Origin of the sequence: Haladaptatus sp. T7 (assembly GCF_026008575.1) — an archaeon.
Classification (GTDB): domain Archaea; phylum Halobacteriota; class Halobacteria; order Halobacteriales; family Haladaptataceae; genus Haladaptatus; species Haladaptatus paucihalophilus.
Genome location: NZ_BROP01000001.1, coordinates 344,735 through 371,408, shown reverse-complemented (window position 1 = coordinate 371,408; position 26,674 = coordinate 344,735). Strand labels below are relative to the sequence as shown.

At 61.6% G+C, this 26,674-nt stretch carries 22 protein-coding genes, 1 tRNA gene and 1 pseudogene; 14 read left to right on the top strand and 10 right to left on the bottom strand.

Features of this window, described 5'->3' with window-relative positions; translation table 11 throughout:
• The first annotated feature begins 37 nt into the window (after positions 1-37).
• The 7 genes from OPC11_RS02115 to OPC11_RS02085 all read left to right on the top strand — a co-directional run bounded on the left by OPC11_RS02115 (position 38) and on the right by OPC11_RS02085 (position 8,012).
• Positions 38-1,111 carry a GNAT family N-acetyltransferase gene (locus tag OPC11_RS02115; protein WP_264780870.1) on the top strand — a complete coding sequence of 358 codons (1,074 nt, stop codon included), beginning with the start codon at positions 38-40 and terminating at the stop codon, positions 1,109-1,111.
• On the top strand, positions 1,108-2,181 hold the full coding sequence (locus tag OPC11_RS02110) for a DUF354 domain-containing protein (protein ID WP_264780869.1): 1,074 nt from the start codon (positions 1,108-1,110) through the stop codon (positions 2,179-2,181). Before OPC11_RS02115 ends, OPC11_RS02110 begins: the two co-directional genes overlap by 4 nt.
• A gap of 152 nt (positions 2,182-2,333) precedes the next feature.
• Positions 2,334-3,242, top strand: a complete 909-nt coding sequence (locus tag OPC11_RS02105) for a glycosyltransferase (protein WP_232423726.1) — start codon at positions 2,334-2,336, stop codon at positions 3,240-3,242.
• On the top strand, positions 3,242-4,294 hold the full coding sequence (locus tag OPC11_RS02100) for a DUF354 domain-containing protein (RefSeq protein ID WP_264780868.1): 1,053 nt from the start codon (positions 3,242-3,244) through the stop codon (positions 4,292-4,294). Before OPC11_RS02105 ends, OPC11_RS02100 begins: the two co-directional genes overlap by 1 nt.
• Before the next feature lie 25 nt (positions 4,295-4,319).
• Positions 4,320-6,119: a hypothetical protein gene (locus OPC11_RS02095; RefSeq protein ID WP_264780867.1), complete on the top strand. Its 1,800-nt coding sequence runs from the start codon at positions 4,320-4,322 to the stop codon at positions 6,117-6,119.
• 49 nt (positions 6,120-6,168) lie between these two features.
• The gene (locus OPC11_RS02090) at positions 6,169-7,635 is read left to right on the top strand and encodes an oligosaccharide flippase family protein (protein WP_264780866.1); all 1,467 of its coding nucleotides are present in this window, start codon (positions 6,169-6,171) and stop codon (positions 7,633-7,635) included.
• A gap of 248 nt (positions 7,636-7,883) precedes the next feature.
• A complete protein-coding gene (locus OPC11_RS02085) occupies positions 7,884-8,012 on the top strand; it encodes a hypothetical protein (protein WP_264780865.1) in 129 nt (42 codons plus the stop codon).
• 177 nt (positions 8,013-8,189) lie between these two features.
• Here OPC11_RS02085 and OPC11_RS02080 read toward each other — a convergent pair.
• The 6 genes from OPC11_RS02080 to OPC11_RS02055 form a co-directional block, all read right to left on the bottom strand.
• A tRNA-OTHER gene (locus tag OPC11_RS02080) sits at positions 8,190-8,274 on the bottom strand.
• Positions 8,275-8,339: 65 nt separating this feature from the next.
• A complete protein-coding gene (locus OPC11_RS02075; protein ID WP_264780864.1) occupies positions 8,340-9,287 on the bottom strand; it encodes an NAD-dependent epimerase/dehydratase family protein in 948 nt (315 codons plus the stop codon).
• Complete coding sequence (locus OPC11_RS02070) at positions 9,284-10,864, bottom strand: alkaline phosphatase family protein (RefSeq protein WP_264780863.1); 1,581 nt, start codon at positions 10,862-10,864, stop codon at positions 9,284-9,286. The genes OPC11_RS02075 and OPC11_RS02070 overlap by 4 nt, the downstream gene beginning before the upstream one ends.
• 372 nt (positions 10,865-11,236) lie before the next feature.
• Complete coding sequence (locus tag OPC11_RS02065; RefSeq protein ID WP_264780862.1) at positions 11,237-12,196, bottom strand: polysaccharide deacetylase family protein; 960 nt, start codon at positions 12,194-12,196, stop codon at positions 11,237-11,239.
• An 88-nt stretch (positions 12,197-12,284) separates the two neighbouring features.
• Entirely contained in the window at positions 12,285-14,105 is a 1,821-nt protein-coding gene (gene glmS / locus OPC11_RS02060; RefSeq protein WP_007977500.1) for a glutamine--fructose-6-phosphate transaminase (isomerizing), read from the bottom strand.
• A gap of 517 nt (positions 14,106-14,622) precedes the next feature.
• Positions 14,623-15,033 carry a chemotaxis protein CheW gene (locus OPC11_RS02055; protein WP_264780861.1) on the bottom strand — a complete coding sequence of 137 codons (411 nt, stop codon included), beginning with the start codon at positions 15,031-15,033 and terminating at the stop codon, positions 14,623-14,625.
• A gap of 168 nt (positions 15,034-15,201) precedes the next feature.
• Here OPC11_RS02055 and OPC11_RS02050 point away from each other — a divergent pair, with 168 nt between their 5' ends.
• The 7 genes from OPC11_RS02050 (at position 15,202) to OPC11_RS02020 (ending at position 21,534) form a co-directional block, all read left to right on the top strand.
• Entirely contained in the window at positions 15,202-15,540 is a 339-nt protein-coding gene (locus tag OPC11_RS02050) for a helix-turn-helix domain-containing protein (RefSeq protein WP_026177744.1), read from the top strand.
• Position 15,541: 1 nt separating this feature from the next.
• On the top strand, positions 15,542-15,820 hold the full coding sequence (locus tag OPC11_RS02045) for a hypothetical protein (protein WP_264780860.1): 279 nt from the start codon (positions 15,542-15,544) through the stop codon (positions 15,818-15,820).
• A gap of 180 nt (positions 15,821-16,000) precedes the next feature.
• Entirely contained in the window at positions 16,001-16,627 is a 627-nt protein-coding gene (locus tag OPC11_RS02040; protein ID WP_007977494.1) for an archaellin/type IV pilin N-terminal domain-containing protein, read from the top strand.
• 10 nt (positions 16,628-16,637) lie between these two features.
• Positions 16,638-17,270 (top strand): archaellin/type IV pilin N-terminal domain-containing protein, encoded by a 633-nt coding sequence (locus OPC11_RS02035; RefSeq protein WP_007977493.1) that lies wholly within the window; start codon positions 16,638-16,640, stop codon positions 17,268-17,270.
• Between the two features lie 102 nt (positions 17,271-17,372).
• Positions 17,373-18,593 (top strand): HEAT repeat domain-containing protein, encoded by a 1,221-nt coding sequence (locus tag OPC11_RS02030; RefSeq protein ID WP_264780859.1) that lies wholly within the window; start codon positions 17,373-17,375, stop codon positions 18,591-18,593.
• Positions 18,594-18,846: 253 nt separating this feature from the next.
• Positions 18,847-20,640 (top strand): methyl-accepting chemotaxis protein, encoded by a 1,794-nt coding sequence (locus OPC11_RS02025; protein WP_264780858.1) that lies wholly within the window; start codon positions 18,847-18,849, stop codon positions 20,638-20,640.
• A gap of 27 nt (positions 20,641-20,667) precedes the next feature.
• The gene (locus OPC11_RS02020; RefSeq protein ID WP_007977486.1) at positions 20,668-21,534 is read left to right on the top strand and encodes a CheF family chemotaxis protein; all 867 of its coding nucleotides are present in this window, start codon (positions 20,668-20,670) and stop codon (positions 21,532-21,534) included.
• A 27-nt stretch (positions 21,535-21,561) separates the two neighbouring features.
• Here OPC11_RS02020 and OPC11_RS02015 read toward each other — a convergent pair.
• The 4 genes and pseudogenes from OPC11_RS02015 to OPC11_RS02000 all read right to left on the bottom strand — a co-directional run bounded on the left by OPC11_RS02015 (position 21,562) and on the right by OPC11_RS02000 (position 26,672).
• Positions 21,562-22,097, bottom strand: a pseudogene (locus OPC11_RS02015) (metallophosphoesterase family protein).
• Positions 22,098-22,192: 95 nt separating this feature from the next.
• Positions 22,193-23,062 carry a CheF family chemotaxis protein gene (locus OPC11_RS02010; protein WP_264780857.1) on the bottom strand — a complete coding sequence of 290 codons (870 nt, stop codon included), beginning with the start codon at positions 23,060-23,062 and terminating at the stop codon, positions 22,193-22,195.
• A gap of 63 nt (positions 23,063-23,125) precedes the next feature.
• Complete coding sequence (gene flaJ, locus OPC11_RS02005; RefSeq protein ID WP_264780856.1) at positions 23,126-24,856, bottom strand: archaellar assembly protein FlaJ; 1,731 nt, start codon at positions 24,854-24,856, stop codon at positions 23,126-23,128.
• A 1-nt stretch (position 24,857) separates the two neighbouring features.
• A complete protein-coding gene (locus OPC11_RS02000; RefSeq protein WP_007977480.1) occupies positions 24,858-26,672 on the bottom strand; it encodes a type II/IV secretion system ATPase subunit in 1,815 nt (604 codons plus the stop codon).
• Between the last annotated feature and the right edge of the window lie 2 nt (positions 26,673-26,674).

Sequence of the window (26,674 nt, the reverse complement as noted above, 5' to 3'; positions counted from 1 at the left end):
AAGTGAAAACCGCCGTTATCGACTGGCGAGACGACGAATGAGAGTCGAACGTTTAGATATTACAGAATGGGACGATGCACTCCCCAGCGACGGGTTCGAGGTGTTTCACCGACCGGCCGCGCTGGCTGCAATCGAGCGCCACGCGCCGGGGGAACTCCACCTGTACGGGGGATTCAAGGGACAGCAGGCTATCGCCCTGCTCCCGGTCGTCGTTCGGAACGGGCCGCTCGGAACCGCCGCGATGTCGCCGCCGCCGGGCATGGCGATTCCGCGGCTGGGGCCGATACTGATGCCCACGAGTCCGAAGCGACGGAAACAGGAGAAAGTCAACCGCGAGTTCACCGAGACGGTGCTCGACCGGATTCGAACCGACTACACCGGACGGCTAGCGCGAGTCGGTTTCGATTCACCCATGGCACAGCGCGTGGGCGAACAGATGGAGTCCGGGCTGACCCTGTTTCGCATGATCTGTGGCACCGCCTACGGCGACCCCCGACCCTACTCGTGGGGCGACCTGAGCGTCGAACCCTATTTCACGTACGAATTGGACTTGGAATCGACCACGGCCGACGCCGTGAAGAAATCGTTCAGCAAGAGTCTCCGGCGGGAAATCCGCGACGCCGAGGACCTCGACGTGACCGTCACCCGCGAGGGTACCGACGGCGCGCGCGACGTGTTCGAACACACCGTCGAGCGGTACGACGAACAGGACGAAACCCTCGGCCTGTCGTGGAACTACGTCCGCGACCTCTGGGAAGGGCTGGGTGACGCCGCCCAGACCTACGTCGCCCGCGACGACGACGGGAACTATCTGACCGGCATCACCGCCCTCTACTCCAACGACGCCGCGTACTTCTGGCAAGGGGGTGCCCGCTCGGTGTACGAGGGCACCAGCGTGAACAGTCTCGTCCACTGGCGCATCATTCAGGATATCGTGGACGACCCGCCCGTCGAGTCTGTGACGACCTACGACCTGATGGGCGCGAACACGGAGCGGCTCTGTCGGTACAAGGCGAAGTTCGGTGCCGACCTCGTTCCCTACTACCTCGTCGAATCGAGCGGCACGACCATGGACGCCGCCAAACGGGCATACCAGTTCGTCCGAGGATGAGATACCTGTTCTTCACCAACACGCCCGCGCACGTCCACCTCTATCGGCACGCGATAGAGGACTTGCAAGAGCAAGGTCACGACGTGCTCGTCCTCGGGCGTGATTACGGCTGTACCCGCGCCCTGCTGGAGTACCACGACCTCCCGCACGAAATCTACGGCAAGTGCGAGACGACGAAGTACTCGCTGTTCCGCGAACTGCCACAGCACTACGTCCAGATATTCCGGCGGACCCGTCGATACGACCCCGACCTCATCTTCGGCGTCGGGTCCTACGCCGCCCACGCCGGTGCGATGTCGCGGACGCCGGTCGTCGTCGTCGCCGACTCGGAACCGACGACGTTCGACCACATCGCCGCCCGGCCGTTCGTGGACACGTTCCTCACGCCGCACACCTTCGGCAAGGACCTCGGTGCGAATCACTACGAGTTCCGCGGGTTCAAGGAACTCGCCTACCTCCACCCGGACGTGTACGAACCCGACCCGACGATTCGGGACCGCCTCGGGGTCAGCCCGGACGAAGAGTACGCCATCGTGCGGTTCAATGCCTTCGGGTCCCACCACGACGTCGGCCACTCCGGATTCTCGCCCGAAAAACGGCGGGAGCTCGTTTCGGCACTCTCGGAGCACGTCACGGTGTTCGTCTCCGACGAAGGGGGCAACCCGGCCCCCGGCGAATCGCACGAGTTCGACCTCCATCCCGCACTGCTCCACGACGCGCTGGCGGAGGCGTCCCTGCTGGTCGCCGACACCCAGACGATGGTGACGGAGGCGGCCCTGCTCGGCACGCCCGCGATTCGGTCGAACTCCTTCGTCGGCGAGTCGGATATGGGAAACTTCGTCGAGCTCGAACGCGAGGGACTCATCCACAACCTCCGTGATTTCGACGACGTTCTCTCACAGGCGCTCATCATTCTCGCGAACGATTCGGCGAAAGAGCGCCTCCGGAAACGCCGGGACGAGTATCTCTCGGACAAGGTGAACCTCACCGACGTCATCGTGGACGTCGCAACGACCGCCGTGGTTCCGAAGGAACGCATCGAACGGACGGTCGCGGTGACCCACCGGTAACGAAACCGACTCTTTTCGGTACGCCACTCCTGCAACCAGGAAAGCGGTGGATAACAAAGGCCGACTCGGCCATCGACTTCGGCAACGTGTCGAGAGGAACTTCACAGCCGAGGACTAGCACCCAGCAGGAGTCACTGCAGGTGCTGAACCTCGTGACGAATACAGACGCCCGCTTTTACAACGAACAACTGCGGGTTCTCGCGGAGCGCGGCGTCCACGGAGAGACACTCGCGCCGCCGGGAACCCACCGTGCCCGCGAATCGGTCACGCGCCGGACGCCGACGGATTACCTGCGATTCCTCCCGACGGTCCTCCGGAACTCCATCGGAGACTACGACCTGATACACGCGAACTACGGGTTGACCGCGCCGATGGCGCTGGCACAACTTCGACTGCCCGTCGTGCTCTCGCTGTGGGGGTCGGACCTGCTCGGCGAGTACGGTTGGTTGAGCAAACGCTGTGCACGTCACTGCGATGCGGTCATCGTCATGTCGGACGCGATGGCGGCGGAACTCGACGCCCCGTGTCACGTCATCCCCCACGGAATCAACCTCTCGCGGTTTTCACCCCAACCGAAGGACGAGGCGCGCGATGCAGTCGGGTGGAGTCGGGACGCCAAACACGTCCTCTTTCCCTACCCGCCGACACGCGAGGTAAAGGACTTCCCGCGGGCGGAGCGCGTGGTCACGGCCGCCGCGAAGCAGGTGGACGGCCTCGTCGAACTCCAGAGCGTGTACGGGGTACCCCACGACGAGATGTCCACCTACTACAACGCGGCGGACGTGCTCTTGCTCCCCTCCAAGAGCGAGGGGTCGCCGAACTCCGTCAAGGAGGCGATGGCCTGCAACGTGCCGGTCGTGACGACCGACGTCGGCGACGTGGCCGAACGCATCGCGGACGTCTCGCCGTCGCACGTCTGCCAGTCTGACGACGAACTCGTCGCCGGGCTGGTGGACGTGCTCTCCTCGCCGCGCCGCTCGAACGGCCGCGAGAACGTCCGCGACATCAGCCTCGAACGCATGGGAGAACGAATTCACGCGGTTTACGAATCCGTCGTCTGATGCGAATCATCATCACCATCCAGCATCCGGCCCACGTCCACTTCTATCGGGGAATCATCTCCGCGCTGCAGCAACGCGGCCACGAGGTGTTCGTCTTCGCCCGCGACAAGGACATCGCGCTGTCGCTCCTCGAACAGTACGACATCGACCACACCGTCCTCGCGGGAACCGCCGATTCGATAACCGAACTCGCGCGGGTGCAAGCGACCTACGAGGCCCGGCTATTCCGGGAGGCGCTCCGCATCCGACCCGACGTGATGACGGCCATCGGCGGCGTGGCCGTCTCGCACGTCGCGCCGCTGGTCGGGGCGCGAAGCGTCGTCTGGATAGACAACGAAGGCGTCCAGTCCCATCGCATCATGACGCCGCTCGCCCACATCGTCTGTACGCCCCAGCGGTTCCGGGACGACTTCGGCGACGGGCACGTGCGCTACGACGGGTTCCACGAACTCGCGTACCTCCACCCGAACCGGTTTTCGCCCGACCCGGACCGTCTTCGGGAGTACGGCATCGAGCCGACCGACCCGTACTTCTTCGTTCGGTTCCGGGAGTGGTCGGCCCTTCACGACGTGGGCGAGGCGGGGTTCTCTCACGAGGCCAAGCGTGACCTCGTGTCGTTCCTCGCGGACCACGGCGACCTGTACGTCTCCAGCGAATCCGACTTGCCCGAGGAGTTCGCGTCGTACCAGCTTCCCGTCCCGCCCCATCTGGTCCACGACCTGCTCGCGTTCGCCGACCTCTACGTCGGCGATTCGGCGACGATGGCGACCGAGGCGGCCGTCCTCGGCACGCCGTCCGTGCGCGCCCAGTCGTTCGCCGGGCGGGACGACATGACGAACTTCCTCGAACTCGCGGAGTACGGGTTGCTTTATTCGACGGCGGACGACCGGCAGGCGGTCGAGAAGGCGAAGTCGCTCGTCCGAACGGCGAACCACGACACGTTCCGTCGCCGCCGCGAACGCTTGCTCGCGGACAAAATCGACGTCGCCGAGTTCGCCACCGGCCTCCTCATTCGGGCCGGTACCAATCAGGCGGTCTATAACAAAGGGTGAATCCGGCGACGCTGGTGACGACTAAATGGCACGTACGTTCGCACACCGACCGGAAAAGGCGGCGCTCGTTCTCGGGTTCTGCGCGCTCGCCGTCGGCGTTTTCATCGCACACGATTCGCCAGCGCGAGCCTACGAACTCTCGATCTACCGAGCGACGCCGCTCCTCTTTTGGGTCGGCTCGGGTATCGCACTCTTCCTCGGGGTCGGAGTCGCGGTGTCCACGCCCGACTGGTACCGCTCGCTCGGACTCGTCCTCGGCGGGACGACTGTCCTCTCCGTCGCGTCGCTTCCGCTCATCAGGGGCTATCACTTCTACGGGCCGGGGGACTCGCTGACGCACCTCGGCTGGACGAAGGACATCCTTTCGGGCGCGATGCCCACCTACGACCTGCTCTACCCCGGGACGCACACGATAGCCATCGTCGTTCACGAAGCGACGGGGGTTCCGCTCGCGCGAGCCATGCTCGTGATGGTCTCCGCGTTCGTCCTCGTCTACCTGCTGTTCGTTCCCTTGGGCGTGAGCGTCGTGGTGGACGACGACCGGTCGGTCACCTACGCGGCGCTCGCCGGGTTCCTGTTGCTCCCGATAAACGCCATCAGCGTCTTCGTCATGCCCCACCCGACCTCGCAAGCGATACTGTTCCTCCCGCTGGTCATCTACCTCGTGGCGAAGTACGTCACCGCGACGAACCCGCGGGGAGTCCCGCTGTTCGGAACCGGGGCCGGAGCGCTCCTCGCGCTGTCCTCGCTCGCCATCGTTTTCGTCCATCCACAGCAGGCCGCCAACCTCATCCTGCTGTTCGGCGGGGTCGTCTTCGTGCAGTTCCTGTACCGACTGTTCCACGACGAACACGCCATCGCTCGACATCGCCCGCTGTACGCACAGACGTTCTTCCTCACGGCGATGTTCCTCGCGTGGTCCCCGTTCCATCAGCGCTCGGGCGGGGCGGTGAAGGCGCTCATCAGCAGCCTCCTCTCGGACCCGACCGCGGGTGCCGACTCCGCCCACGCGGCCGCGAGCCTCTCGCAACTCGGCGGCAGCATCAAACTGCTGTTCCTGAAGCTCTTTCTCGTTAGCTTCGTCTTCCTCGTCATCGCCGGGTTCTTCATGCTCGGCGGGTTGTTCAACCGCGTCCGCGGGACCGACGCCAGCGCGTTCAGCAAGTACATCGCCGTCGGTACCTTCCCGCTGGGCATCCTCTTCGTGGCCTTCTTGGCCGCCAGTTACGGCCAGTTCCACTTCCGCGTCCTCGGGTTCATCATGGTTCCAATCACCATGCTCGGCGGCGTCGCGTTCGCCCGCGGCGTGGGCGCGCTCGGGACCAAACTTCCGGTGCGCCCCGACGGGGCGCTCGGCGCGGTCGCGGCGGTGCTGTTCGCGGTCATGCTCGTCCTCTCGTTGCTGACCGTCTTCCACTCGCCGTACATGTACCAGCCGTCCGGGCAGGTATCGGACGGCGAGATGACGGGCTTTTCGGCGGCGATATCCCACCGCGGAGACGCGACGTTCACGGGGCTTCGAGCGCCGGGTGAACGGTACTCCGACGCGATCCTCGGGTTCGAGCGGAGTCGGGACGCCGAGTTCCGTGGGGAGGGGATATACGGCAACTACAACGCCACCGAGGAGAACTTCACCGCCGCTCGCCTGAAGCGGGTCTTCGACGGCCCGCGCTATCTGCCGGTGACGCAGGCCGCACGGGAGCGCGAACTGGCCGTCTATCGCGGACTTCGGTTCCCGAAGAAGGGGTTCCGAACGTTGGAGAGTCGCCCCGGCGTGAACCGGGTGCAGTCAGGCGGCGGGTTCGACCTCTACTACATCCGATGACGAACCGACGACACCAGACGCACGGACGACACCACGGAGGCAGCCGATAATGGACGCAAAATCATTCGCACGCGGTTTCAAAGCGACGCTGGGCGCTCGAACGGTTCACATCGCCTCGAACGGATTGCTGGTGCTAGTCCTCACCCGATTCCTGCTCACCCCCACCGAGTACGGTATCCTCGGCAGCGCGCTCGCGGTGTTCGGGGTCGCGGGGCTGTTCGCCGACCTCGGCACCTCGAAGTCGGCGGCCCGGTACGTTACCGAATACCGCGAGAACGACCCGGGACAGGTGCCCTACGTCCTTCGCGCCGCGCTTCGATACCGACTCGCCGCCGTCGTCGTCGTGGCCGCGGCGTTCACCCTCTTTTCCGGGACCATCGCCCATCTCGTCAACCAACCCGACCTCGCGCCGCTGATGACCTTCGGCGGGGCGTACATCGCGTTCTATTCCCTCTCGACGTTCGCCGTCGTCGTGTTCCAAGGGTTCAACAAGGTGACGTGGAGCGCCGTGACGCGGGCGACCGGAAGCGCGAGCCTCATCGTCTTCGTCGTCGTCGGCGTCCTCGTCTTCGGCGGCGCTGGCGGGGCGCTCCTCGGCTACGTCGTGAGCTACGGACTGGCGACGGTCGTCGGACTCGGGGTCCTCTATTGGAAGTTTTACGCAACCATCGACAGCGCTGACGCGCCCGATGACGGACTCTCGCGGCGCGTCCTCCGATACAGCGTTCCGCTCACGGCGACCCAAGGCGCGAACGTCCTCGACAAGCGCATCGACACCATCCTCGTCGGAGCCATCGTCGGACCGGTCGCGGTCAGCTACTACTACCTCGCCAAGAACATCGCCACGTTCATTCAGGCACCCGCGGCCTCCCTCGGGTTCACCATCTCGCCGACTTACGGCGAGCAGAAGGCGGAGGACGCACGGAGCGCCGCCGCGCGCCTCTACGAGACGACGTTCCGGCACACGCTCCTCCTCTACGTCCCCGCCGCCGCCGGACTGGTGCTCGTCGCCGGACCCGCGGTGACGCTGGTGTTCGGCGATAAGTACGCCGGGGCGGTCCCCGTCGTGCAGGTGTTCTCCGGCTACGTCGTCCTCGAAGCGGTGACCCTGATCACCAGCGACGCGCTGGACTACCTCGGGAGGGCGCGAGAGAGGGCGTGGGCCAAGGGCGCGACCTCGGCGGCGAACTTCGCGCTCAACCTCGTCCTCATCCCCTCGCTCGGCGCGGTCGGCGCGGCGTGGGCCACCGTCGCCACCCACTCGGTGTACGTGCTGGTCAACCTCTACGTCGTGCACCACGAACTCGACCTGTCGGTTTCGCGCCTGCTCCGCCACGTCGCGTTCGTCTTCGGCATCACGCTCGCCATGTCCGCCGTCGTCTTCGCCGCCCTCCCGTTCGTCTCCGGCCCGCTCTCGCTCGTCGCCGTCGTGCTGCTCGGCGGAGCGGTCTGGGCCGGACTCGCAACCGTGAGCGGCCTGCTCGACCTCCGTCGCGTCGTCGCCGTGTTGTCGTGAGCGACCGTCACAGCTGACTCTTTTCGTCCCGTTCGATCGGTCGCCCGTCCGTTTCGACGAAGGCTCGACCGCTCGACGACGGAGCAACTGGCCAGCTTTCCTTCCGCTGTGACTTCCTATCGAAGCCGATGGCGTCCCCGCGAACGAAGTGAGCGGGAGTCGGGAATGTGGGTGTCGGCACCGACAGCACTGGCTGAGGAACGGGAATCGGAGAAACGGAGGGTGAAACCGGACGGCGGTGAACGACGGTGACGCGCAGCGTCACCGGAGCGGTCGCCTACAGCGGTCGTCGCCGCGTCGAGTTGGTCGCCGCCGTGCTCCCGTTTCGTTCGACCGAGCGGTTTCGCCCCCGGGACGCCGCGCAAAACAGGAAATAGTACTATTTAGTACTTTTTAGTAGCAATCAGTGTCTCACATTGGCATTTAGTAGAATTTGAGACGAAAACAGTATTTCACAGTGTACCCATCACGTCGAGGTCGGTGTTGAGGCTGTGATTCGTTTACTTCGAATCCCCGCGGTCGCTTTTTCTCCTCACGTCCGTTCCTCGCAAAAGCGGAAGGGGCGGGATTCGAACCACGCGAAGCCTATCAAGCTCCCACCGACGAGTCGGTGGTGCTCTACCACTGAGCCACCCTTCCACACTCCTTACGAGGAGCGAGAGTAACTTTGTTATGGCGTCCCTGAACCGATCGAAAGGCGTCGATCAGACCGTCGGTTCTTCGACCAGTTCGGCGAGGCCGTCTGACAACGAGACGGTCGGTTCGTAGCCGAGCGCGGTTCTCGCCTTCGTTATGTCCGCCCTGCTGTGGTCGATGTCGCCCGGTCTGGGGTCGGTGTGAACGATATCCGAGGAGGAGTCGGTGACCGAACGAATCGTCTCGGCGAGCTCTCGAATCGTAACGCTTTCGCCGGTACCGACGTTGAACGCTTCGCCGGTCCGGTCGGTCGTGGCGGCGCGGCAGTTCGCCTGCACCACGTCGTCCACGTGGACGAAATCGCGGGTTTGGGTGCCGTCGCCTTGGATGGTGATGTCCTCGCCTCGGCGCGCTTGGTCGAGGAAGGTTCGGACGACCGCGCTGTACTCCGGGTTCTGGCGCGGGCCGTAGACGTTGAAGTAGCGGAGCGTGACCGTCTCAATCCCGTAGAGGTCCGAAAATCGGCGGGCGTACTGGTCGGCGGTCAGCTTGTCGATGCCGTACGGCGAGGTGGGTCGCTTGTGCTCGGATTCGACGACCGGAACGGCGTCGGGGTGGCCGTACACCGCGGCGCTGGAGGCGAGGACGACGCGTGCATCCTCGCGCCGGGCGCGGTCGAGGACGACCAGGGAACCGTTTCCGGTGACGGCGTGGCTTCGAAGCGGGTGTTCGACCGACCGGGAGACGCTGACCATCGCGGCCTCGTGAAAGACGATATCGACGTCGGCCATCGCTTCGGCGACGGCTTCCGGGTCGCGGACGTCGCCCTCGATGAGCGTGGCGTCCGCCGGGACGTTGCCGCGCTTTCCGGTGGAGAAATCGTCGAGGATTCGAACGTCGTTGTCGCGTGCGAAGGACTCGGCGAGGTGACTGCCGACGAAGCCCGCACCGCCCGTAATGAGAATCGTTCGGTCGCGTGGTGCCGTTCGAGGTGTTGAAGCGGAACCCTCGGTCATTCCATATACCCCAGTCCGCGGAGTCTGTCCTCCACGTCGTCGAAGTCCGCTTCGACGGCATCGGAGGACTCGGAATCACCGTAATCACGCTGTGAAACGGCGCGGCGACCGGGTTTCGACCGCGAGTGGAATATCTCCTTCAGGACGCGGCCGTCGGCGTCCGACGGAACCGCTTCGTCGAGGGAGTGAAGAAGCGTCGGCGCCACGTCCGCGACGGTCGCGTCGGTGGGCGTCGATTCGGCCTCGACGCTCGCTCCCCACGCGAAGAAGATTCCCTCGGGACGGTGGCTGGCGACTTTGCTGCCACTGTCGGAGAACACCGAGCGCGTCAGCGACACCGCCGTCTCGTACTCCTCGTCGCCCTTCACCACGAGGTCTGGCGAGTAGGGGTCAGTCGGGAACAGTTCGTCGCCGTCGTAGACGTTCAACGCCTCCTCGTCCGTTTCGGGGTCGGTCAACCCCTCGAACAACGAACGGAGGTCCTCCTTGAGCGCGGGTACGTCAGATGGCGAGACGACGCCGGGGTCGAATCGCATGGTGTCGTTGACGTAGACGTTACCCGACCCGTGAGCGAACGCGACCGTCTCGCTGAAATCGACGTCGTAGAGGTTGTGGTCTCCGGGAACGTGGCCGGCGACCGAATCGACCAGTTGCCGCGGTAGGTGTTCGATGAGCGTCTTCTCGTTGATGCCGAGGCGAGAGATCAACCCCTCGATGCGGTCCTTCGTCAACCCGACTTTGGCGAGCGTCCCCCGTGTTCCGTCGCCGCTCTTCCGCGTCAGCAGGTTCTCGCGTTCGAGGAGCGTGTTGAGGAAGACGAACCGCGAAATCGGGCCGAAGCCGTGGTCGGAGACGACGAACAACACCGCATCGCGGGATTCGAGGTACTCCATCACCTCGCCGAGGATGGCGTCGAGTTCACGGTAGTGTTCGAGGAGCACGTCGTCCTCCCAAATGAGGTGCTGGAGGCGGTCCGGCGCGGTGTAGACGAAAAAGAACAGGCGCCAGTCTTCCTCCATCAGCCGTCGCATCAGGGTCCGCCGCGTGTCGAGCAGTTTCGACAGTTCCTCGCGGAACTCGTCGGGGCGGTCGCGGTACTCGTCCCACGACAGTCCGATTCGATAGTCGGAGATGGTGTCTTTGATTTCGTCCGCGAGTTCGGGCGGGTGGGTAAATCCGTCGTCCATCTCCGGCGTCATCATCCCCGTGACGAGCGACCCGTCGATGTCGCTCGCCGGGTAGGTCATCGGAACGTTGCCGACGACGGCGGGCGAGATGATGTCCCAGAGCTCCGGCCGACGAACGTCCGCGCTGGTGTTCATTCGGTGGGTGTACCCCTTCTCCAGATGCTGAAAGCCGTACAGCCCGTGCTTGTCGGGCCATACACCCGTGGCGATCGTCGGCCACGCGAGCGGCGTCGCGTCCGGTGTCGTGCTCGTGAGCGGTCCGGCGGCCCCCTCTTCGAGCAACCGAGCGAAGTTCGGTAGCTTTCCTTCCCCTGTCCATCGGCGAATCAAATCCCATGGGACGCCGTCCAGTCCGAGGACGAACGCCCGCTCCGGGCTCGCAGTTTCCATCGACATAGGTTATCGTTGCCGGGGCAGATGCCTGCCCGTGGCTCTCTCGGATTCACCACCGGGATTCGCTTTGTTATGGGCTGATTTCAGGCGTTCCGGCTCGGTCTACTCGAAATTTTCCTCGTCGATTCGTCGGGATGGGTGTGCGTGACCGGCCGCCGGATGCGAACAACGAACGACGCTCGAAGTCATCGCACCGGGGACGGCGAGCGAAGCGAGCCGCGACCGTACTCGCCCCCGAAAAGTGGCCGGTGTCGATAGCGTCAGCCACATCCGCGCGGTTCCGACCGACGCGCCGCTGGGACGCCGTGAAAACACATCCGCAAAAAGCGAAACCGCCGACGGTCCCTCGAAAACGAACCCACCGAACGGTTACCGCGGACCGATGGGCGTCCGCGTCGTCGCGGGGTCGACACCGCGAATCTCACCGGCGACGTCCCCCATCGTCCGGACTTGCAGTCTGGCCTCGTCGCGCCGGGCGGCGAGGTGTTCGAGGATGGTTCGCAACCGCTCGAAATCCCGCTCCTCCGTGAAGTTGTTCGGGTGCATCCAGAGGTGGAAAATACCGTCCTCGGCGTCGGCGGCGCGGTCGATGCCCCGTTTGGCCGACCGGACGAGCGGGTCGTCCCAGAGCCGTTCCGTGACGGTCCGAACCCGTCCCTCGTAGCCGAACAGGAACATCGACGCGGGGATGTTCACCAGTCCGTACTCGTCCACCTCGGGGTCGACCAGCGGCGGGTTCGTCTTGCTCACGGTCAGGTCGATGAGCTTACCCAGCGAGTCGAAGCGCGACCCGTCGTACCAGAGTTCCGGTCGTTCGCCGCGGTAGCAGGTGAAGCCGTAGGCGGCGAGCACGTCCCGGTGGCCGATGTTGTTCCGCGGAAAGACGAACGATTCGAGGGTGTGTCCCGCGTCGTCCGCCACCTCCAACCCCGTCCGTGCTTCCGCGACGGCCACCTCGCGGTCGGTGTCATCGTCACCGAACTCGACGTGGGAGAACGTATGGCAGCCGATTTCGTGGTTCGCGTCGGCATCGACGATGGAATCGACGAGTCCGTCGCCGAACCAGAGCGGGTGTTGTGCCGCAACGCCGCCGGGGTCTCGGTCGAACCAGTCGCCGGTCGACGTCGGATGCCCCGCATGTGTGCCGTCACACGAGTCGAGAAAGAGATGGCCAACGACGGCCCACGTGGCCGGGACGTTGAACTCGTCGAACAGTGCGAGGAGCCGCGACCACGATGTGCGAGCGCTCTCGACGTGTTCGGGTACCTCTTCGAAGTCGTGATACCCCCATGCGAGTTCGGCGTCGAGAGAGAGGACGACGGCGTTCATATGTGTCGAAAATGCGGTCGGACTGCGATTAAACCGCGCCGACCGTTCAGTTTCGTTCTGGTGGGTAAGCGAGGATTACCCGACCGCCTCATTCGACAGTCACGCTCTTCGCTAGGTTGCGTGGTTTGTCGATGGGTCTGTCGAGCAGGGCAGCAGCGTGGTACGAGAGCAGTTGCAATTGCACGTTGGCGAGGACCCCCGCCACGTCGGGATGCGTGTCCGGAATCGTTAACACGTCATCCACGTGCTGGGAAACCGTCTCGTTTGCATCGCTCGTGACCGCGATAACCGGTGCGCCACGGGCCTCTACTTCCTTGACGTTGCTGAGCGTCTTTTCGTCGTTCTGGCCGTCGAACACCGCGAATACCGGGGTCGTCGGCGTCACCAACGCCAACGGTCCGTGTTTCAACTCGCCCGCCGCGAAGCCCTCCGCGTGTTCGTACGATATCTCCTTGAATTTGAGCGCCCCTTCCAACGCGACCGGGAAAGCCGTCCCGCGGCCGATGAAGAAGTAGGCATCGCTGTCGTGATACCGTTTCGCGATACGATGGGCCTTCGTGAAGTCGAGGATTTGTTGAACGTGGTCGGGAAGGTCGGCGAATGCGGACAACACCGCTTCGATGTCCTCGCTCCGATGGCCGACGACGTCCCGGACGATTCGTTCGCCGAGGAGGGACACCGACGCGACCTGTGAGGAGAACGTCTTCGTGGCCGCCACGCCGATCTCCGGACCGGCGCGGATGAACAGTGCATCGTCGCACTCGCGGGCGGCGGTCGAACCGATGACGTTCGTCAGTGCGAGCGTCCGTGCGCCGCTCGCGTTCGCACGTCGCAACGCCGAAAGGGTATCAGCGGTTTCGCCGCTCTGCGTGACGCCGATAACGAGCGTTTCGTCGTCGACCGGTGGCGTCGAGACGGCGTACTCGCTGGCGAGGAACGTCTGCGACGGGACGCCGCGACTCTCGATGAAGTGGCTTCCGGCGAGCCCGGCATGGTAGGACGTCCCGCAGGCGACGAACTGGACGCGCCGAATTCCGTCGAACGTCCCCTCCGGGAAGTCCTCAAGGGAGATGTCGCCAGTGACGTGTTCGATACGTCCTCGAAGCGTCTGACGAAGCGCCGTCGGTTGCTCGTGAATCTCCTTGAGCATGTAGTGCTCGTAGCCACCCTTCCCGGCGTCTTGGGGGTCCCAATCGACGGTCTGGACTGCTCGTTCGACCGGCGTGCCGTCGAGTTTCGTTATCTCGTGGCCGCCCGGTTCGATAACGACGACATCCCCGTCGTCGAGGAATATCACGTCGTCGGTGAAATCCAGAAACGCGGGGACGTCACTTGCGAGGAAGTACGTGCCGTCCTGGACGCCGAGGACGAGCGGCGACCCCGAGCGAGTCGCGTACACCGCGTCGCTTCCCTCGACCAACATCGCGACGGCGTAGCTTCCCGAGAGCCGACGGATAGTCCGTCGGAACGCCTGTTCCGGCGTCGCCCCTCGGTCGAGGTGCTCCTCGACGAGATGGGGAATCACTTCGGTGTCGGTGTCGCTCTCGAACGTATGACCGCGGTCCGAAAGCTCCGCCCGGAGCGATTCGTAGTTCTCGATGATGCCGTTGTGAACGACGGCGACCTGCCCGGCGCAACCGGTGTGCGGGTGTGCGTTTTCGTCGGTCGGCGGACCGTGCGTACTCCACCGTGTGTGACCGATACCGAGTCCGCCCGCAGGCACCTCGTCTATCAGCATGTCCTTGAGGTGGGAAATCTGTCCTTCGCGTTTGAAGACCGCGGGACCACTGCCGTTTTTCACGGCCAGCCCGGCCGAATCGTAGCCCCGATATTCGAGGTTTTCGAGACCGACGAGCAGTTCGTCCACAGCGTCTTTCGTTTCGCCAACTCGGGCGATGATACCACACATTAGCCGAATACCTCCGAGAAGTTGTTGTCACTCATTGCCGACGAAGCGATAGCTGGTGTTTGTTCCGATGGACGGTGCGACTTCGATAGACTGTTCGTCTAGCGTTCTGGAATCTCATAGGTAACTCGCCTCTGCTGTGTTCAGCTCCCCCCGGTGTCCGGCATCGGGGGTTGAACGGTAATTACGAATACCCGTTTTGCCTCTTTGTTATACGCATACTGACCACGACGAAGGACGGTCTTAGGACCCGCCAAGATGGTCGTACCCGCGATTCTCGCCACCGGGCCGAACACCGGTCGTACCAGCGATAGACTTCGGAAAACGTTCGGTGCTCACGATTACGGTTTCACTACTTTCGAGTCGCTGACCCGGGAAGCAATTCGTCGAGCGGACGGACCTACCGATATCGGGTACCGCCCATCTACGAAAAGTCGCGCTCGATGCGGAAACCGGCGGCAAATGGGCACGGTAGAACGGGATGAGACGAGACCCTCGAGTTCGTTGCGACCTGTCAATCTCAGACGTTGATTGCGGAGGGCTTTACCCAGATGATGAACTCGCCGTCCTGTCGAATGACGCCGTGAACCGACTGGCTCTCGACCGACTCGTCCACCTCTACATCGTCCAGACTGATGACCTGATTCACCTCGTCGATGACCCACCCGATGCTCCGTTCGTCCTCCGTCTCGAAGACGATAACGCGGTTCCCGGTCCCCGAGCCGGACAATCCGAGCACCGTCTTCGGATTGACGATAGTCGTCGTCGTGCCACGGAGGTCCATGACGCCTTCGACGTGCGGCTTCGAATCGGGAAGCTTAGTCAATTCGTGTCTATCGACAATTTCGTCGATATGTGCTATATCGATACAGTACCGTTTATCTTCAAGTCGGAAGACCAACACCTGCAACGCAGAAACAGTTTTTGACATGACTGGTTCTCCTGTTGGAGTCCACTTTACTGTTCCGCCGACAGCTGTCGGGGTAGATTCGCTTTTCCGTCGAGTGCAGCTCTCTACAATTCAAATTTTTTCATGATATGTTTCTAGAGGAACGGTGACGGTATCTTTTTATGGTCTGGTTATCAAAGTCGATAACCGATGGGGTCTGTGGAACTGCTGAGAGTTCTCGGCAACAAATATAATGCCGAAATACTCGACGCAACACACGAGCCGAAATCCGCACAGGAGCTAAGCGACGAACTCGGTATCCCGATAGCGACGAGCTACCGACGAATCGAAGAACTCACGGAAGCGAACCTACTCGAACTGACCGGACGGGAATTCTCGAACGAGGGACGTCGAACGAAGGTGTACCGGCGTGACATCGATGCCGTTGCGATTTCGTTTCAGCGTGACGGTATCGACGTGTCCATCGAGAATCGGCCCGAGGTCGAAAACGCGCTGGTCGACGTGTGGCGTGACTTGAAGGAGCGCTAACATGCAGACGATAGAGCTTCTCTATGGTGTTTTTAGCGTCACACTTGCTATCGCGGGACTATCGATGGTCGCATTCGCGGTTCGCGCGTACCGACGAACCGGTCGCCGGACGCTGTTCCATCTCTCGATCGGCTTTACCCTCGTCGTCGCGGCGGCCCTCGCGACGACCGTCAGTGCGTTCATCTACGATTTCGAAGGCATCCGATTCTTGTTGTCGGTTAACTATTTGTTCTCGACCATCGGGTTTCTTTTCATAATATTTTCAATCATGTCTAGGTGACATATTCTCACAAGCAGCTATTTTTACCCGACAATATTGGCCGTATTCTTTGGTTTGGGGCCGTCTAAATTCGATATCATGCCTGATAATTGGATACGTAGTTTTAATACGGTCCTTTGATTCGTTCCGCATAGCGTCCGAACCGTGATACATATCGGGTCGGACATGAAGTGAGAAATCATGAAAGACGCAATTCAAGAGCGCCTCAACAACAGAGGTCAGGTCGGTATCGGGACGCTCATCGTGTTCATCGCGATGGTATTGGTCGCCGCAATCGCGGCGGGCGTGCTCATCAACACGGCGGGCTTCCTCCAGTCGAAATCCGAGCAGACGGGTCAAGACAGTACAGCACAGGTGTCCAACCGCGTGGAAGTCGTTTCCGGCTTCGGGAACGTAACAAATAACGAACAGGTTGACTACATCAACCTGACGGTCATGCGCGGTTCCGGTTCGGACGACATCAACCTCTCGACGGCCACCATCGAGTGGATCGGTCCGAACAAGGCGAAGACGTTGGTCGCCGGGAATATGTCCCAGGCTGACGCAACTAGCGCCGGAACTGGTACGCCCGGAAGTAGCAACTACTTCAACGTCTCTGACATCAAGGACGAGGATGCATCCGCGCCGGTCCTCAACAGTCAGGACGACCGCTTCACTATCTCGATGAACGCGACGGCGATCAGCGCCCAGTCGCTGCAGGAAGGTCAGACGGTCGAACTCAAGCTCACCACGCAGTACGGTGCAGTCACCCTCTACCGCGCGAACATCCCGCAGTCGCTCTCGCAGGAAAGCGCGGTGACGGTCTAAGGTAATTAGAATGAAAGACGCAATCCAACAACGCCTCAACAATCGAGGTCAGGTCGGCATCGGGACGCTCATCGTGTTCATCGCGATGGTATTGGTCGCCGCAATCGCGGCGGGCGTGCTCATCAACACGGCGGGCTTCCTCCAGTCGAAATCCGAACAGACGGGCCAAGACAGTACGGCACAGGTGTCCAACCGCGTCGAAGTCGTCTCCGGCTTCGGGAACGTGACGCTCCTCAATAGCTCGGGTGACTACGATGCTACGAATGGCGTCGAAACCGTTGACGAAATCAACCTGACGGTCATGCGCGGTTCCGGTTCGGACGACATCAACCTCTCGACGGCCACTATCGAGTGGATCGGCCCGAACACGGCCACGACGCTGACGAAAAGCGATACCGCCGATGCCGGTAACTTCAGCGTCTCATCCATCAAGGACACGGACGACTCCGTGCCGGTCCTTAACAGTCAGGACGACCGCTTCACCATCACAATGAACGCAACCGCAATCTCGGGGTCCGGCGTCTACGGACTCAGTGAAGGTCAGACGGTTGAACTCCGACTCACCACGCAGTACGGTGCAGTCACCCTCTACCGCGCAAGCATCCCGCAGTCGCTCTCGCAAGAGAGCGCGGTGACGGTCTAAACGATTTTTCCCTTTCTTTTATCGACGCCATATTGCCTAGCGGAGCGTATCGACTCCTTGTCGGAAAGGTAGGTTTTTCATTCAGTACGGTAATTCCAACCCGTGACATCGCTGTTCACTCTCGAAAAAGAGGCAGACGCCGAACGCCTCGTCACGTTGCTTAGCGAGAGCAACAACGATACCGTCCGACAGCGAGCCGCGGAAATCCTTGGCGACCTCGACGTTCCGGACGATGAAGTTGTTGATTCACTGACCACGGCCGCACAGGACGATTCGAACGGTGCGGTTCGAGCGGCCGCTATCGACGCTCTCGACCAGCGCGAAGCGGTCGAACAACTCATCAGCGCAATCGTTGGCGAGGAGATCAGCGGTAGCAAAGCGGAGTGGGCACGAGCGGAGGAACTTACGGATGCGCTCACGTCCGATCAACCGGAGCTTAGAATGGCCGCCGCAAACGTCCTCGGACGAATCGGCAGCCGGTCGGCGACGGAGGACCTGATTCGTCGACTCCCCGACCCGGACCCTCGGGTTCGTGCACGCGTTGCGCGTGCGCTGGGGCGACTCGAGGATAAGCGGGCCGTGTCGCATCTCGCCGAGCGGCGGACCGACGAGGAGGTCGACGTCCGGCGCGAAACGGCCGAAGCGTTGGGTCGAATAGAGGGCGACGAAGCGCTCTCTGCACTGCTCGGGATGCTCAACGACCCCGCGGAAGCGGTTCGACGAATCACCGCCGGGTCGCTCGGTAACTTCGGCAGCGTGAAACCGCTCGACGCGCTCGTCGGTCTGCTGGGCGACAAATCGGAAGCGGTTCGGAAGGCCGCCGTGTTCTCGTTGATCGAACTGCTTTCTAACGTACCGCCGGAGCAGAGTCACGAACTCCGCGAGACGATGGTCCAGAAGTTGAGCACGAGCGACCACCGTGTCGTCGTCAGTTCGCTCGTCGATATCATCGAGGAAGGCTCCCAAGCGCACCAACGCCGGAACGCCACGTGGTTGCTCGGACGAGTTACGGGCACGCAACATCGGTGGGAGGCCATCGAAACGTTAGTCGGCGTCTTGGACGCCGACGATGGCATGACTGCCCAATTCGCGGTCACCAGCCTCGCGACGATCGGTGGTGAGTCCGTCGAAACCGCGCTTTTGGAAGTCCTCTCCGACTCGGAAGCGACGACGGATGCACAAGCGATGGCCGCGTTCGGTCTCGGAAAAGTCGGCGGAGAGCGCTCACGTGAACGACTCGATACGCTGGTCGACACCACCGACGACGAAGAGGTGAGAAAGCGTGCGTTCTCCGCACTCTCCAAGCTCGGCGGACGGGCATAGTATCACCGTTTTGTCAACGTTTTCGACGCCCTCGTTATCTCTTTTGAGATTTTACTAAAGTTTTATATTCGTCTAGTGTCTTGATTCGCCAACAATGGTTACGGACTCGCTCATCCGGGTTTTAAAGGACACTATTCTGGGTTCCGACATGTCTGGTGAGTCTCAAAAACGTATAAAATTCGATGGAGGGACACAAAACGAGTCGGTTACTGTCTCCGATCAGAACAGCATATCGACTGATTCTATCACGGACGTGTACGGCGGGACGAACGCCGGTGACGATTTGCAGCGAGCGCAAATCGAGCATCTGAACGGGTTGTTCTCGAACACCGAGGCAGCTATCGCGGAGGCTCCCCAACTCGGTCGCAAGCACGCGGACGCCGCGGTTCCGGGGGCGGCGTTCGCCGCGACGTACGGTGCGGCATTCGAGGCGATGATCGAAGCGACGTTCGACCGACTCGACCACCGACTCGGGGAGGGAAACGATGCGGTTTCCGACGAACTCGTGCGAGCCGAGTCCGAACTCGTGGATGGGGTCTGGGCTGGTGTTTCGGGCATGCAGGCCGGTTTGGAAGCACACGAAACATCACTGCTGGGGGACGAAGACGAGGATGAGGACGAGCTCAACGTCGATGACGAGGCGCTTCTGGATGGCATCGGCGTTCCGGTGTTCATGCTCGATGCCAACCACCGAGTCGTTGCGTGGAACAGTTCTATCGAGGAACTGACCAGCACGCCGCGAGCGGAAGCCATCGGGACGGAGCAAGCGAGTACCGCGTTCTATCCCGACGGCCGCCGTGCCAAGACGCTTGCCGATAAAATCCTCGAAGTGCCGGAGAACGCACACCTCGAATTCGATATCGAACAAGACGAGGACGACCATCAACTCTACCGCGACGAAAGCCACATGATGACGAAAGACGGGGAGGAACGTGAAATCGTCTTCTCCGCCAAACCGCTCTATCAGAACGGTGAACTCATCGCGGTGGTCGAGACGGTTAACGACCGGACCGAAGACGCTCGTCGCCACGAGAGCGTGACTGGATTGGTCGAAGAACTCGGAAGCACGCTGACCGCCATGCGGAGCGGCAACCTGTCCGCCCGTGCCGACTTCACGGACGAATACGGCGTGGTCGACGACCGGCTCATCTCCGTGGTCGATCAAGTGAACGACATGGGGAAACGGTTCGAACTCCTCGCAAGCCGGGTCGACGAACAGGCGTCCGAACTCGCCGAGTCGGTAGACCAAGCTTCCGGGTCCGCACACACCATCGAAGAACGCGTGGACGAACAGACGTCGCTTCTCTCGACCGTCGCAACCGAGATGGAGAACTTCAGCGCGAGCATGCAGGAAGTCGCGGCGAGTTCCGATCAAGTCGCGTCCGCGGCAGAGCAGGCGAAGGCGGCCGCCGACAGCGGTCTCGGCTCCAGTGAAGGCGCGCGTGAAGCGACGGACGACGTGATCGAGATGAGCGACGACCTCGTGGAAACCGTCACAGAACTCGAATCCCAGATGTCAGAAATAGAGGGCGTCATCGAGGTTATTGCGGAAGTCGCCGACCAGACCAACCTCCTCGCACTGAACGCGAACATCGAGGCCGCCCGTGCGGGCGATGCCGGAAGCGGGTTCGAAGTCGTCGCTGACGAGGTAAAAGAACTCGCGAACCAGACCCGCGAGCACACCGAAGAGATTGCCGGTCGCATCGAAGATATCCAGTCACAGGCCAACGAAACCGTCGTCGCCGTCGAAGAATCGAACCAGCAGGTCCGCTATGCGGGTGAGGAGATCGAAGACGCCCTCATCGCCCTCGAGGAAATCGCGGACGCGGTGGACGAGGCCGCAACTGGCGTGACGGAAGTCGCGGAGGCGAACGACGAGCAAGCCGCCAACGTCGAACAGGTCATGGCGACCGTCGAAGACGTGCGCGATACGACCGAGGAGGTCGAATCCGCCACCGAAGACATCGTTGGTGCCACCATGGAACAGACGGCCGCAATCAGTGAACTCGCGGACCGTGTTGGCGACCTCACCGACGGGTCGAACTAACGGGTACGATTTCCATCTCTCTCACTCATGAGTGAAGGCGAATACAAAATCACGGATACGAGGGGGAAGTTCCTCCAAGCGATGAAAGGCGGCCACAAGCTGAAGGACGCCGCTTGGACGAGCGGCCGCGTTCTGCTTTCGAACCGGCGGCTCATCCTCGCCGGAAACGGCGGGAAACGAACCATTCCCCTCTCCAAGATCAGCGGCATGAGCGGCCGATACGACGTGAACCAGTCGGTCGCCAGCGTCTCCGATTACGTCAGTTTGGAGTACGACGGCGACGTGTTTCTCGTCTCCTCACAGTTAGATATCGAGGAGTTCGAGGCCAAGCTGTACGGCGCGATGTTGAACCAGTCGATGATTCTCGTCAAGCACCCCGCCGTCAAAGGAGGTGTGGTGCAGAATACGGACTGGGAGCGCGCTCGGGTTAAAATCGAAGTCGGCGAGGTCGGTATCGCGGTCGCCAGTGGCGTCTTCATCCAGCTCGAACTCGACGACATCGGGCAGGTCGACACCGCAAAGCGAACCGTGGAAGGAGAGACTCGAACCGTCCTCGAAGTCGAGCACTCGGAGGGAAGCACCAGCATCCAGACGTACATATCCGGGAAAGCGCGGCGCTGTTCCCTCCTCGGGTCGCTCTTTCAGAAGGGCGAACAGCAGAGCGAGTCGGGTGCCGACCTCTCGGAGACGGAAAAGGAGGTGTTGATGGCGCTATACACCGGCGTCTCCGCGTTCGAAATCCCGGACTTCCTCGGGATGGACGTGGACAAAGTAGAGGAGATATTCGAACGACTCATCGAACTCGACGTGTTGGAGGAGGTCAGAAAGCGTCGCGAGGTGAGTCTGAAGACGCGGGGACGAAATATCGCCAGTGGCTCGATCAGCGAAAAGTAATCCGAGCGAGTTGGCGTCCGTTCTCTTTTACGCTTCGTGCCGAGTTACGTCGAGGTCCCCATCGACGACTTCGACGGTCAGCATCGTCGCCTCGGTGTCCGGTCCGACCCCCGTTGCCGACCCCGGATTCAACAGTCGAACGCCGTCGTGCATCGTGTCTTCGACCTCGTGAGTGTGTCCGCCGATTCCAACCACCGGTTCGTCGCCCCTCGCACGCGCCGTGTCGGCGATAGCGTCCACCCAATCGTCGCGGTTCATGACGACGCCCTCCGAACTGGAAACCGCCCGTTCGACGGGATTGACGATTCCGTGGACGACGACGAACGTCACGCCCGCGATGTCCACCGACGCGACACTCGGAAGGTCGATGTCGTTGGGATCCGCGTTTCCGTAAACGCCGTCAGATCCGATGCGAGCGCCTGCACGTCGACGAGAGCGTCCTCCGAGCCGAAGTCGCCAGCGTGGATAACGTGATCGACCGTCCGAATGTGCTCACGAAACGCGTCGGGAATCCGCTCCGCTTGGCCGGGCACGTGCATGTCGGAAACGATTGCGACTTCCATACGGCCACAAATAGTTCAGCCTATTAACATTATCTGCATCGAATATAATATCTGTGATAGAATCGGTCGCCAAATGAACCGAACTTCGCGCCGCGCTACGTGTTCACTTTCTCGATGCGGTCGCTGACGAGCATCTTTCCGGGTGCCGTCAACGACAGTCCGTCGTCGGAGGGGTCCACCAGTTCTTTCTTTTCGATTTCGGTGAGAACCATCGCGGCGCTGCCAGCGTCGATACCGAGCGCTCCCGCGAGGTTGCCGCTGTTCGCGCCGGAGTAGATGGCGACGAGGGCCTCCATCTCCTGTTCGGTGACGTCGATACGTTCCGCACGCTGGGATATCTCGGCGTATTCGAGGCGGAGATAGCGACCGAGAAGGTTCAGTTTTCGCTCGGCACCGACGGCGAATTCGGAGGTGACTGTCTGTCCGTTGTCGTTGTGTCGAATCGCAACGACGGTTCGGGTTTGTCCGCCGACGTCGCGGTCCTGTTTCTGGAAATAGCTCACGCCGGAGAGGTCAACCGCGAACGGTTCGGGAATCGAGAGGAACTCGACTTTTCCGGGTTGGATACGCAGTTTTCCGGTTTCGAACGTCTCGCCGGTGACGCGCCCGCCGACTCGCGCCGGGTGTTTCACCGTCACGGGCGTGCCGCTCAGGATGGCCTTGAAGAGAAAGACTTTGAACTTCCCGACGTTATCGTTTTTCGCTTCGATGACCGCCGAATGGCCTGCACCGTCTCGCTCGAACGCGACGGTGATGGTGTCCTGGAAGAACCCTTCGAGTTCGGAGGGAACGTGTCCGACCGAGATGTCGAATACCGACGTGAGCGGAATCGTCGTTTTCGACTCGCTCGTCGCCAAAACGAGCCGTTTTTGGCTCAGAATGATTCGACCCCGCACCGGCTCTGGCGACGGTTGGGTATCGAGACTGTAGCGTGCGACGAAATCGGCGATGACTTTTTCAGACATGACGTTGCTCCACGATGCGGTTTCGTTTTCGTGTTCTGTGTGCTAAACTCATAAGTAACTATCTCATACGTTCAAGAACGTTCCGACGACGATACGAGTGATCCACGCGACGACCCCGCTGACCCACGTCAGCAGGACGAAATGCATGTAGGCGTTCACCTTGTGACCGCCATCGACGATTCGTATCATGAGCGAGGAGAGTACCGAGTTTAGGAGGATGATGATGACGAGGAGGTACTCTATCATGATGTTGTTGTACACACCGGTGTGAATCAGCGTCCCGAAGTTGAACTGCGGCGTGTTCAGCCCGATGGACATCCCCGAGAGGATATTGACGATTTCGAGCCCGATGAAGAACGCGAACGTCGAGGCGGCGGTGATACCGTAGAGGACGCCGATGAGCGTCATCGTGGACTGTTCGCGCTGCTCGCGCAACTGCATGACCTCGTTCATGTTTCCGCTGATGAGTTCGCCGAGGTGCTTCGGTTCGCCACCCATCTGCCTGCCGATGAGATACATCTCGCTGAACTTCTGGATGAGATACGAGCGGGCGTCGGCGGTGAAATGTCGCCACGCGAGTTTCGATTCGATTCGCATGCTAAGCCGCTTGTACAGGTCGTCGATGTCGTCGGACAGCGCGCCGAAATCCTTCGTTCGAAGGGTTTTGAGCACGCGCGAGGTAGTGCTCTGTTTCGCCGTCTCGCTCGCGCCGAGCGCGCGGATGAAGTTCGTGAACTCGTCGTCCCGCTCTTTCACCTTGCCCTCTTCCCGGCGGACCACCAGTCCGGGTAGCACGAGCGGCGTCGTAGGTAGTGCCGCGAAGATGGGAAGCGGTATCGAACTGGGATCGACGGAGGTGCGGCCGAGCAGGACGAGCAGGCAGATGACGATAGCGATCACGGTCAACACGATGCCGACGATGACGCTGATTCGAACTTTTCGTTCGGAGTCCGTCCGTCCCTTCTCCTCCGGGTGATACCAGACCGGGTCGTACGGTGCCGTCGTCTGTATCATGAACAGAAACCCCATCTGGACGAACGCGAACATGACGACGACCGCACCGACCGTCATCGTCGGATTCGTCCCCGTGAGGATGGGGAGCACCGTCGCGAACACGAGCGCGAAGGTGACGGAGAGAATCATCGACAGATAGAGGTCCTTCATCACTTCGAGATTCCGCAACGAGCCCTCGTAGATGGTGACGTAGTTCTGAATCACCACGTCCTGTTCGGAGAGGAGGAAGTCCTGAATCTCACCGCCGGAACCGATGGTGTACGCGAGGCGGTCGAAGAAGTCGGAAAGCGGCTTGCTCGGCACTTTCTTCGCCCGAATCTGCAGGGCGTCGTCCAAGCTCTGGTTCCACGTATCGACGAGTTGGACGATACGTTGCATCTCCAACGCGAGTTCCTTGTACTCCGCCTCCTCCGAGAGGATTCGAAACACCTGCACGCGGTCCATGTTCGCCGTCGAGAGGACGGTCATGTGCGTGATGAACAGGTGCAACCGATCTTCTATCTGCTTGCGACGGCGGTCCCGGAGTAGCTTCGGGTAGATAATCGCCGTCGTCAGGGCGAGCGCTCCGAGCAGCGGCACCGGCAATGCGACGAGGAACGGCAAATCGACCGAAAAGACGACGACGAGGCTGATGAAGAAGAACAGTATCGACGGAACGATGACCAGCCCAACGTACCGCACCATCGGCATCTCCATCTGGTGGTACGCTTCGATGGTCGAGGAAGCGGCAGCGCTCAGGAGCTGTTTCGCATCCGTTTGCTGTGCTTCTGCCTCTGCCATATCAGATCGACCGATGAACGTTGAACGGAAGCCCATCGACGCCATCGCGCTGGAAGGCCTCGATGACTTCGTTCACCTCGTGGTAGCCGAGGATGTTTTCTTCTATCATCCGCTCCATAATCTGCGCCCGGAAATCGAGGTCTTGGTAGATGTCGCGGGTGTTCTTGTAACCGAGGAGCGTCGCTATCTGTTCTTCCAGTACGTAGGAGTTGTTCATCCCCTGGAAGACGATTTCGTCCTCAACGGGGTCCCAGTAGAACGCTTGGCGCGTCACCACGCCGCCCATGTCCTTCGAATACCCCTCGATTTCCTGCACGCTCGTCACGCGGCGCAGGACCTTATCGCCCTGCTTGACCCGGTTCTGGAACAGCGCCACGTCGGCGTTGTCCATGAATGTCTCCGGGACGTTGATGGGGTCGCCGGTAAACCGCTGAATCATGGAAACGATGTCGCTCGCGTGGAAGGTGAGCATCACCGGGTGACCGGTCTGTGCCGCCTGAAACGCCATGCGTCCCTCGGCACCACGAACCTCCCCGACGATGATGTAGTCGGGGCGAGAACGAAGCGCGGCCGCTACGAGGTCGAACATGTCCACGTCGGCACTGGCTTCGCTTTTCCCCTCGCGCGTGAGGAGTTGCTGCCACGTGTTGTGTGGCGGCAGGACTTCGGCGGTGTCCTCCGCGGTGTATATCTTACTGTCGCGGGGGATAAACGACAGGACGCAGTTGAGCGTCGTCGTCTTTCCCGACGCCGTTTCCCCGACGACGAACACCGTCTGTTCGTTCTCCAGACAGAGCCAGAGATACGCGGCGAGTTGCGGCGACAGCGTGCCCCACTTCGTAATCTGTGCGACCGAGAGGGGCGTCCCTTCGCTCTGACGGATGGTGAGGCTCGGCCCCTTGATACTCACGTCGTCGCTGTAGATGATGTTGATACGCGACCCGTCGGGGAGCGTCGAGTCGACGATGGGGTCGGAGTCGGACACGGGGTCACCGATTCGCTCGCCCATGTTTCGGAGCCAGTTGTCGAACCGGTCGTTCGTTCCGAAGTCCACGGTGGTCCCGAGCATGCCGTAGGTGCCGTGGTCCACGTACGTCTCGTGCGGGCCGATGACGTGAATGTCCTCGTTCGACGGGTCGCGCATGATGGGTTCCAACGGTCCGAACCCAACGATATCCCGATTCAGCCGATAGCGGATGTTCTCGTACGTTTGATCCGAAACCTGGTACCTCCCGACGCCGGAGAAGCTCATTAGCTCCTCTACGACGTCGTTTTCGCGCAGCAACTGGATGCCCGCCCGTACGTCCCCGTAGGAGATGCTACTGACTCGCCGTGCGAGGTCTTGGGGGGAGACGCTTTGAATCCGTTTCTGAAGGCTCTTCGGCGAGAAGTTCCCGATGCGCGCCGAGATGCTGTCGTTTCCCTCGCCGATTCGAACCGTATCCTGCAGGAGTTCCTCGATTCTGTCGTCGTACTCGGACTCGCTCTCGGGGGCGGGTTTGGTGACGCTCTTTTCCAAAATTTTGCTCCGAACGTTCCAGAACAACTCCTGTTCGGTGTCGCTCAGGTCCGGTTCGATGGCGTAGTATTTCGTATCCCGACCGATGTCGCCGTAGATGTGGCAGTAGATGGGACCGCCCGCCGAGTAGATGACGTTCGGTTTATCCGCCTCCCACTCTCCCGACGGCTCTTCGATGAGTTTCGGGAACTCACCCGTAAACTGCTTGAAGCGCTTCAAGTAGTCGCGGAGGTGTGGGCGGCGCATGGCGACCTCGCGGAGTTCGCCTTCGATTTGGGTGGTCCCGTGTTCGGTCATTT

Bases quoted from the DNA above. Each gene is read 5' to 3' on its own strand.
- OPC11_RS02000 (WP_007977480.1), bottom strand. From the start codon at position 26,672: ATGACCGAACACGGGACCACCCAAATCGAAGGCGAACTCCGCGAGGTC.
- OPC11_RS02070 (WP_264780863.1), bottom strand. From the start codon at position 10,864: ATGGAAACTGCGAGCCCGGAGCGGGCGTTCGTCCTCGGACTGGACGGC.
- OPC11_RS02095 (WP_264780867.1), top strand. From the start codon at position 4,320: ATGGCACGTACGTTCGCACACCGACCGGAAAAGGCGGCGCTCGTTCTC.
- OPC11_RS02110 (WP_264780869.1), top strand. From the start codon at position 1,108: ATGAGATACCTGTTCTTCACCAACACGCCCGCGCACGTCCACCTCTAT.
- OPC11_RS02065 (WP_264780862.1), bottom strand. From the start codon at position 12,196: ATGAACGCCGTCGTCCTCTCTCTCGACGCCGAACTCGCATGGGGGTAT.
- OPC11_RS02090 (WP_264780866.1), top strand. From the start codon at position 6,169: ATGGACGCAAAATCATTCGCACGCGGTTTCAAAGCGACGCTGGGCGCT.
- OPC11_RS02050 (WP_026177744.1), top strand. From the start codon at position 15,202: ATGGGGTCTGTGGAACTGCTGAGAGTTCTCGGCAACAAATATAATGCC.
- OPC11_RS02035 (WP_007977493.1), top strand. From the start codon at position 16,638: ATGAAAGACGCAATCCAACAACGCCTCAACAATCGAGGTCAGGTCGGC.
- OPC11_RS02100 (WP_264780868.1), top strand. From the start codon at position 3,242: ATGCGAATCATCATCACCATCCAGCATCCGGCCCACGTCCACTTCTAT.
- OPC11_RS02075 (WP_264780864.1), bottom strand. From the start codon at position 9,287: ATGACCGAGGGTTCCGCTTCAACACCTCGAACGGCACCACGCGACCGA.
- OPC11_RS02020 (WP_007977486.1), top strand. From the start codon at position 20,668: ATGAGTGAAGGCGAATACAAAATCACGGATACGAGGGGGAAGTTCCTC.
- glmS (WP_007977500.1), bottom strand. From the start codon at position 14,105: ATGTGTGGTATCATCGCCCGAGTTGGCGAAACGAAAGACGCTGTGGAC.
- OPC11_RS02045 (WP_264780860.1), top strand. From the start codon at position 15,542: ATGCAGACGATAGAGCTTCTCTATGGTGTTTTTAGCGTCACACTTGCT.
- OPC11_RS02010 (WP_264780857.1), bottom strand. From the start codon at position 23,062: ATGTCTGAAAAAGTCATCGCCGATTTCGTCGCACGCTACAGTCTCGAT.
- OPC11_RS02115 (WP_264780870.1), top strand. From the start codon at position 38: ATGAGAGTCGAACGTTTAGATATTACAGAATGGGACGATGCACTCCCC.
- OPC11_RS02055 (WP_264780861.1), bottom strand. From the start codon at position 15,033: ATGTCAAAAACTGTTTCTGCGTTGCAGGTGTTGGTCTTCCGACTTGAA.
- flaJ (WP_264780856.1), bottom strand. From the start codon at position 24,856: ATGGCAGAGGCAGAAGCACAGCAAACGGATGCGAAACAGCTCCTGAGC.
- OPC11_RS02040 (WP_007977494.1), top strand. From the start codon at position 16,001: ATGAAAGACGCAATTCAAGAGCGCCTCAACAACAGAGGTCAGGTCGGT.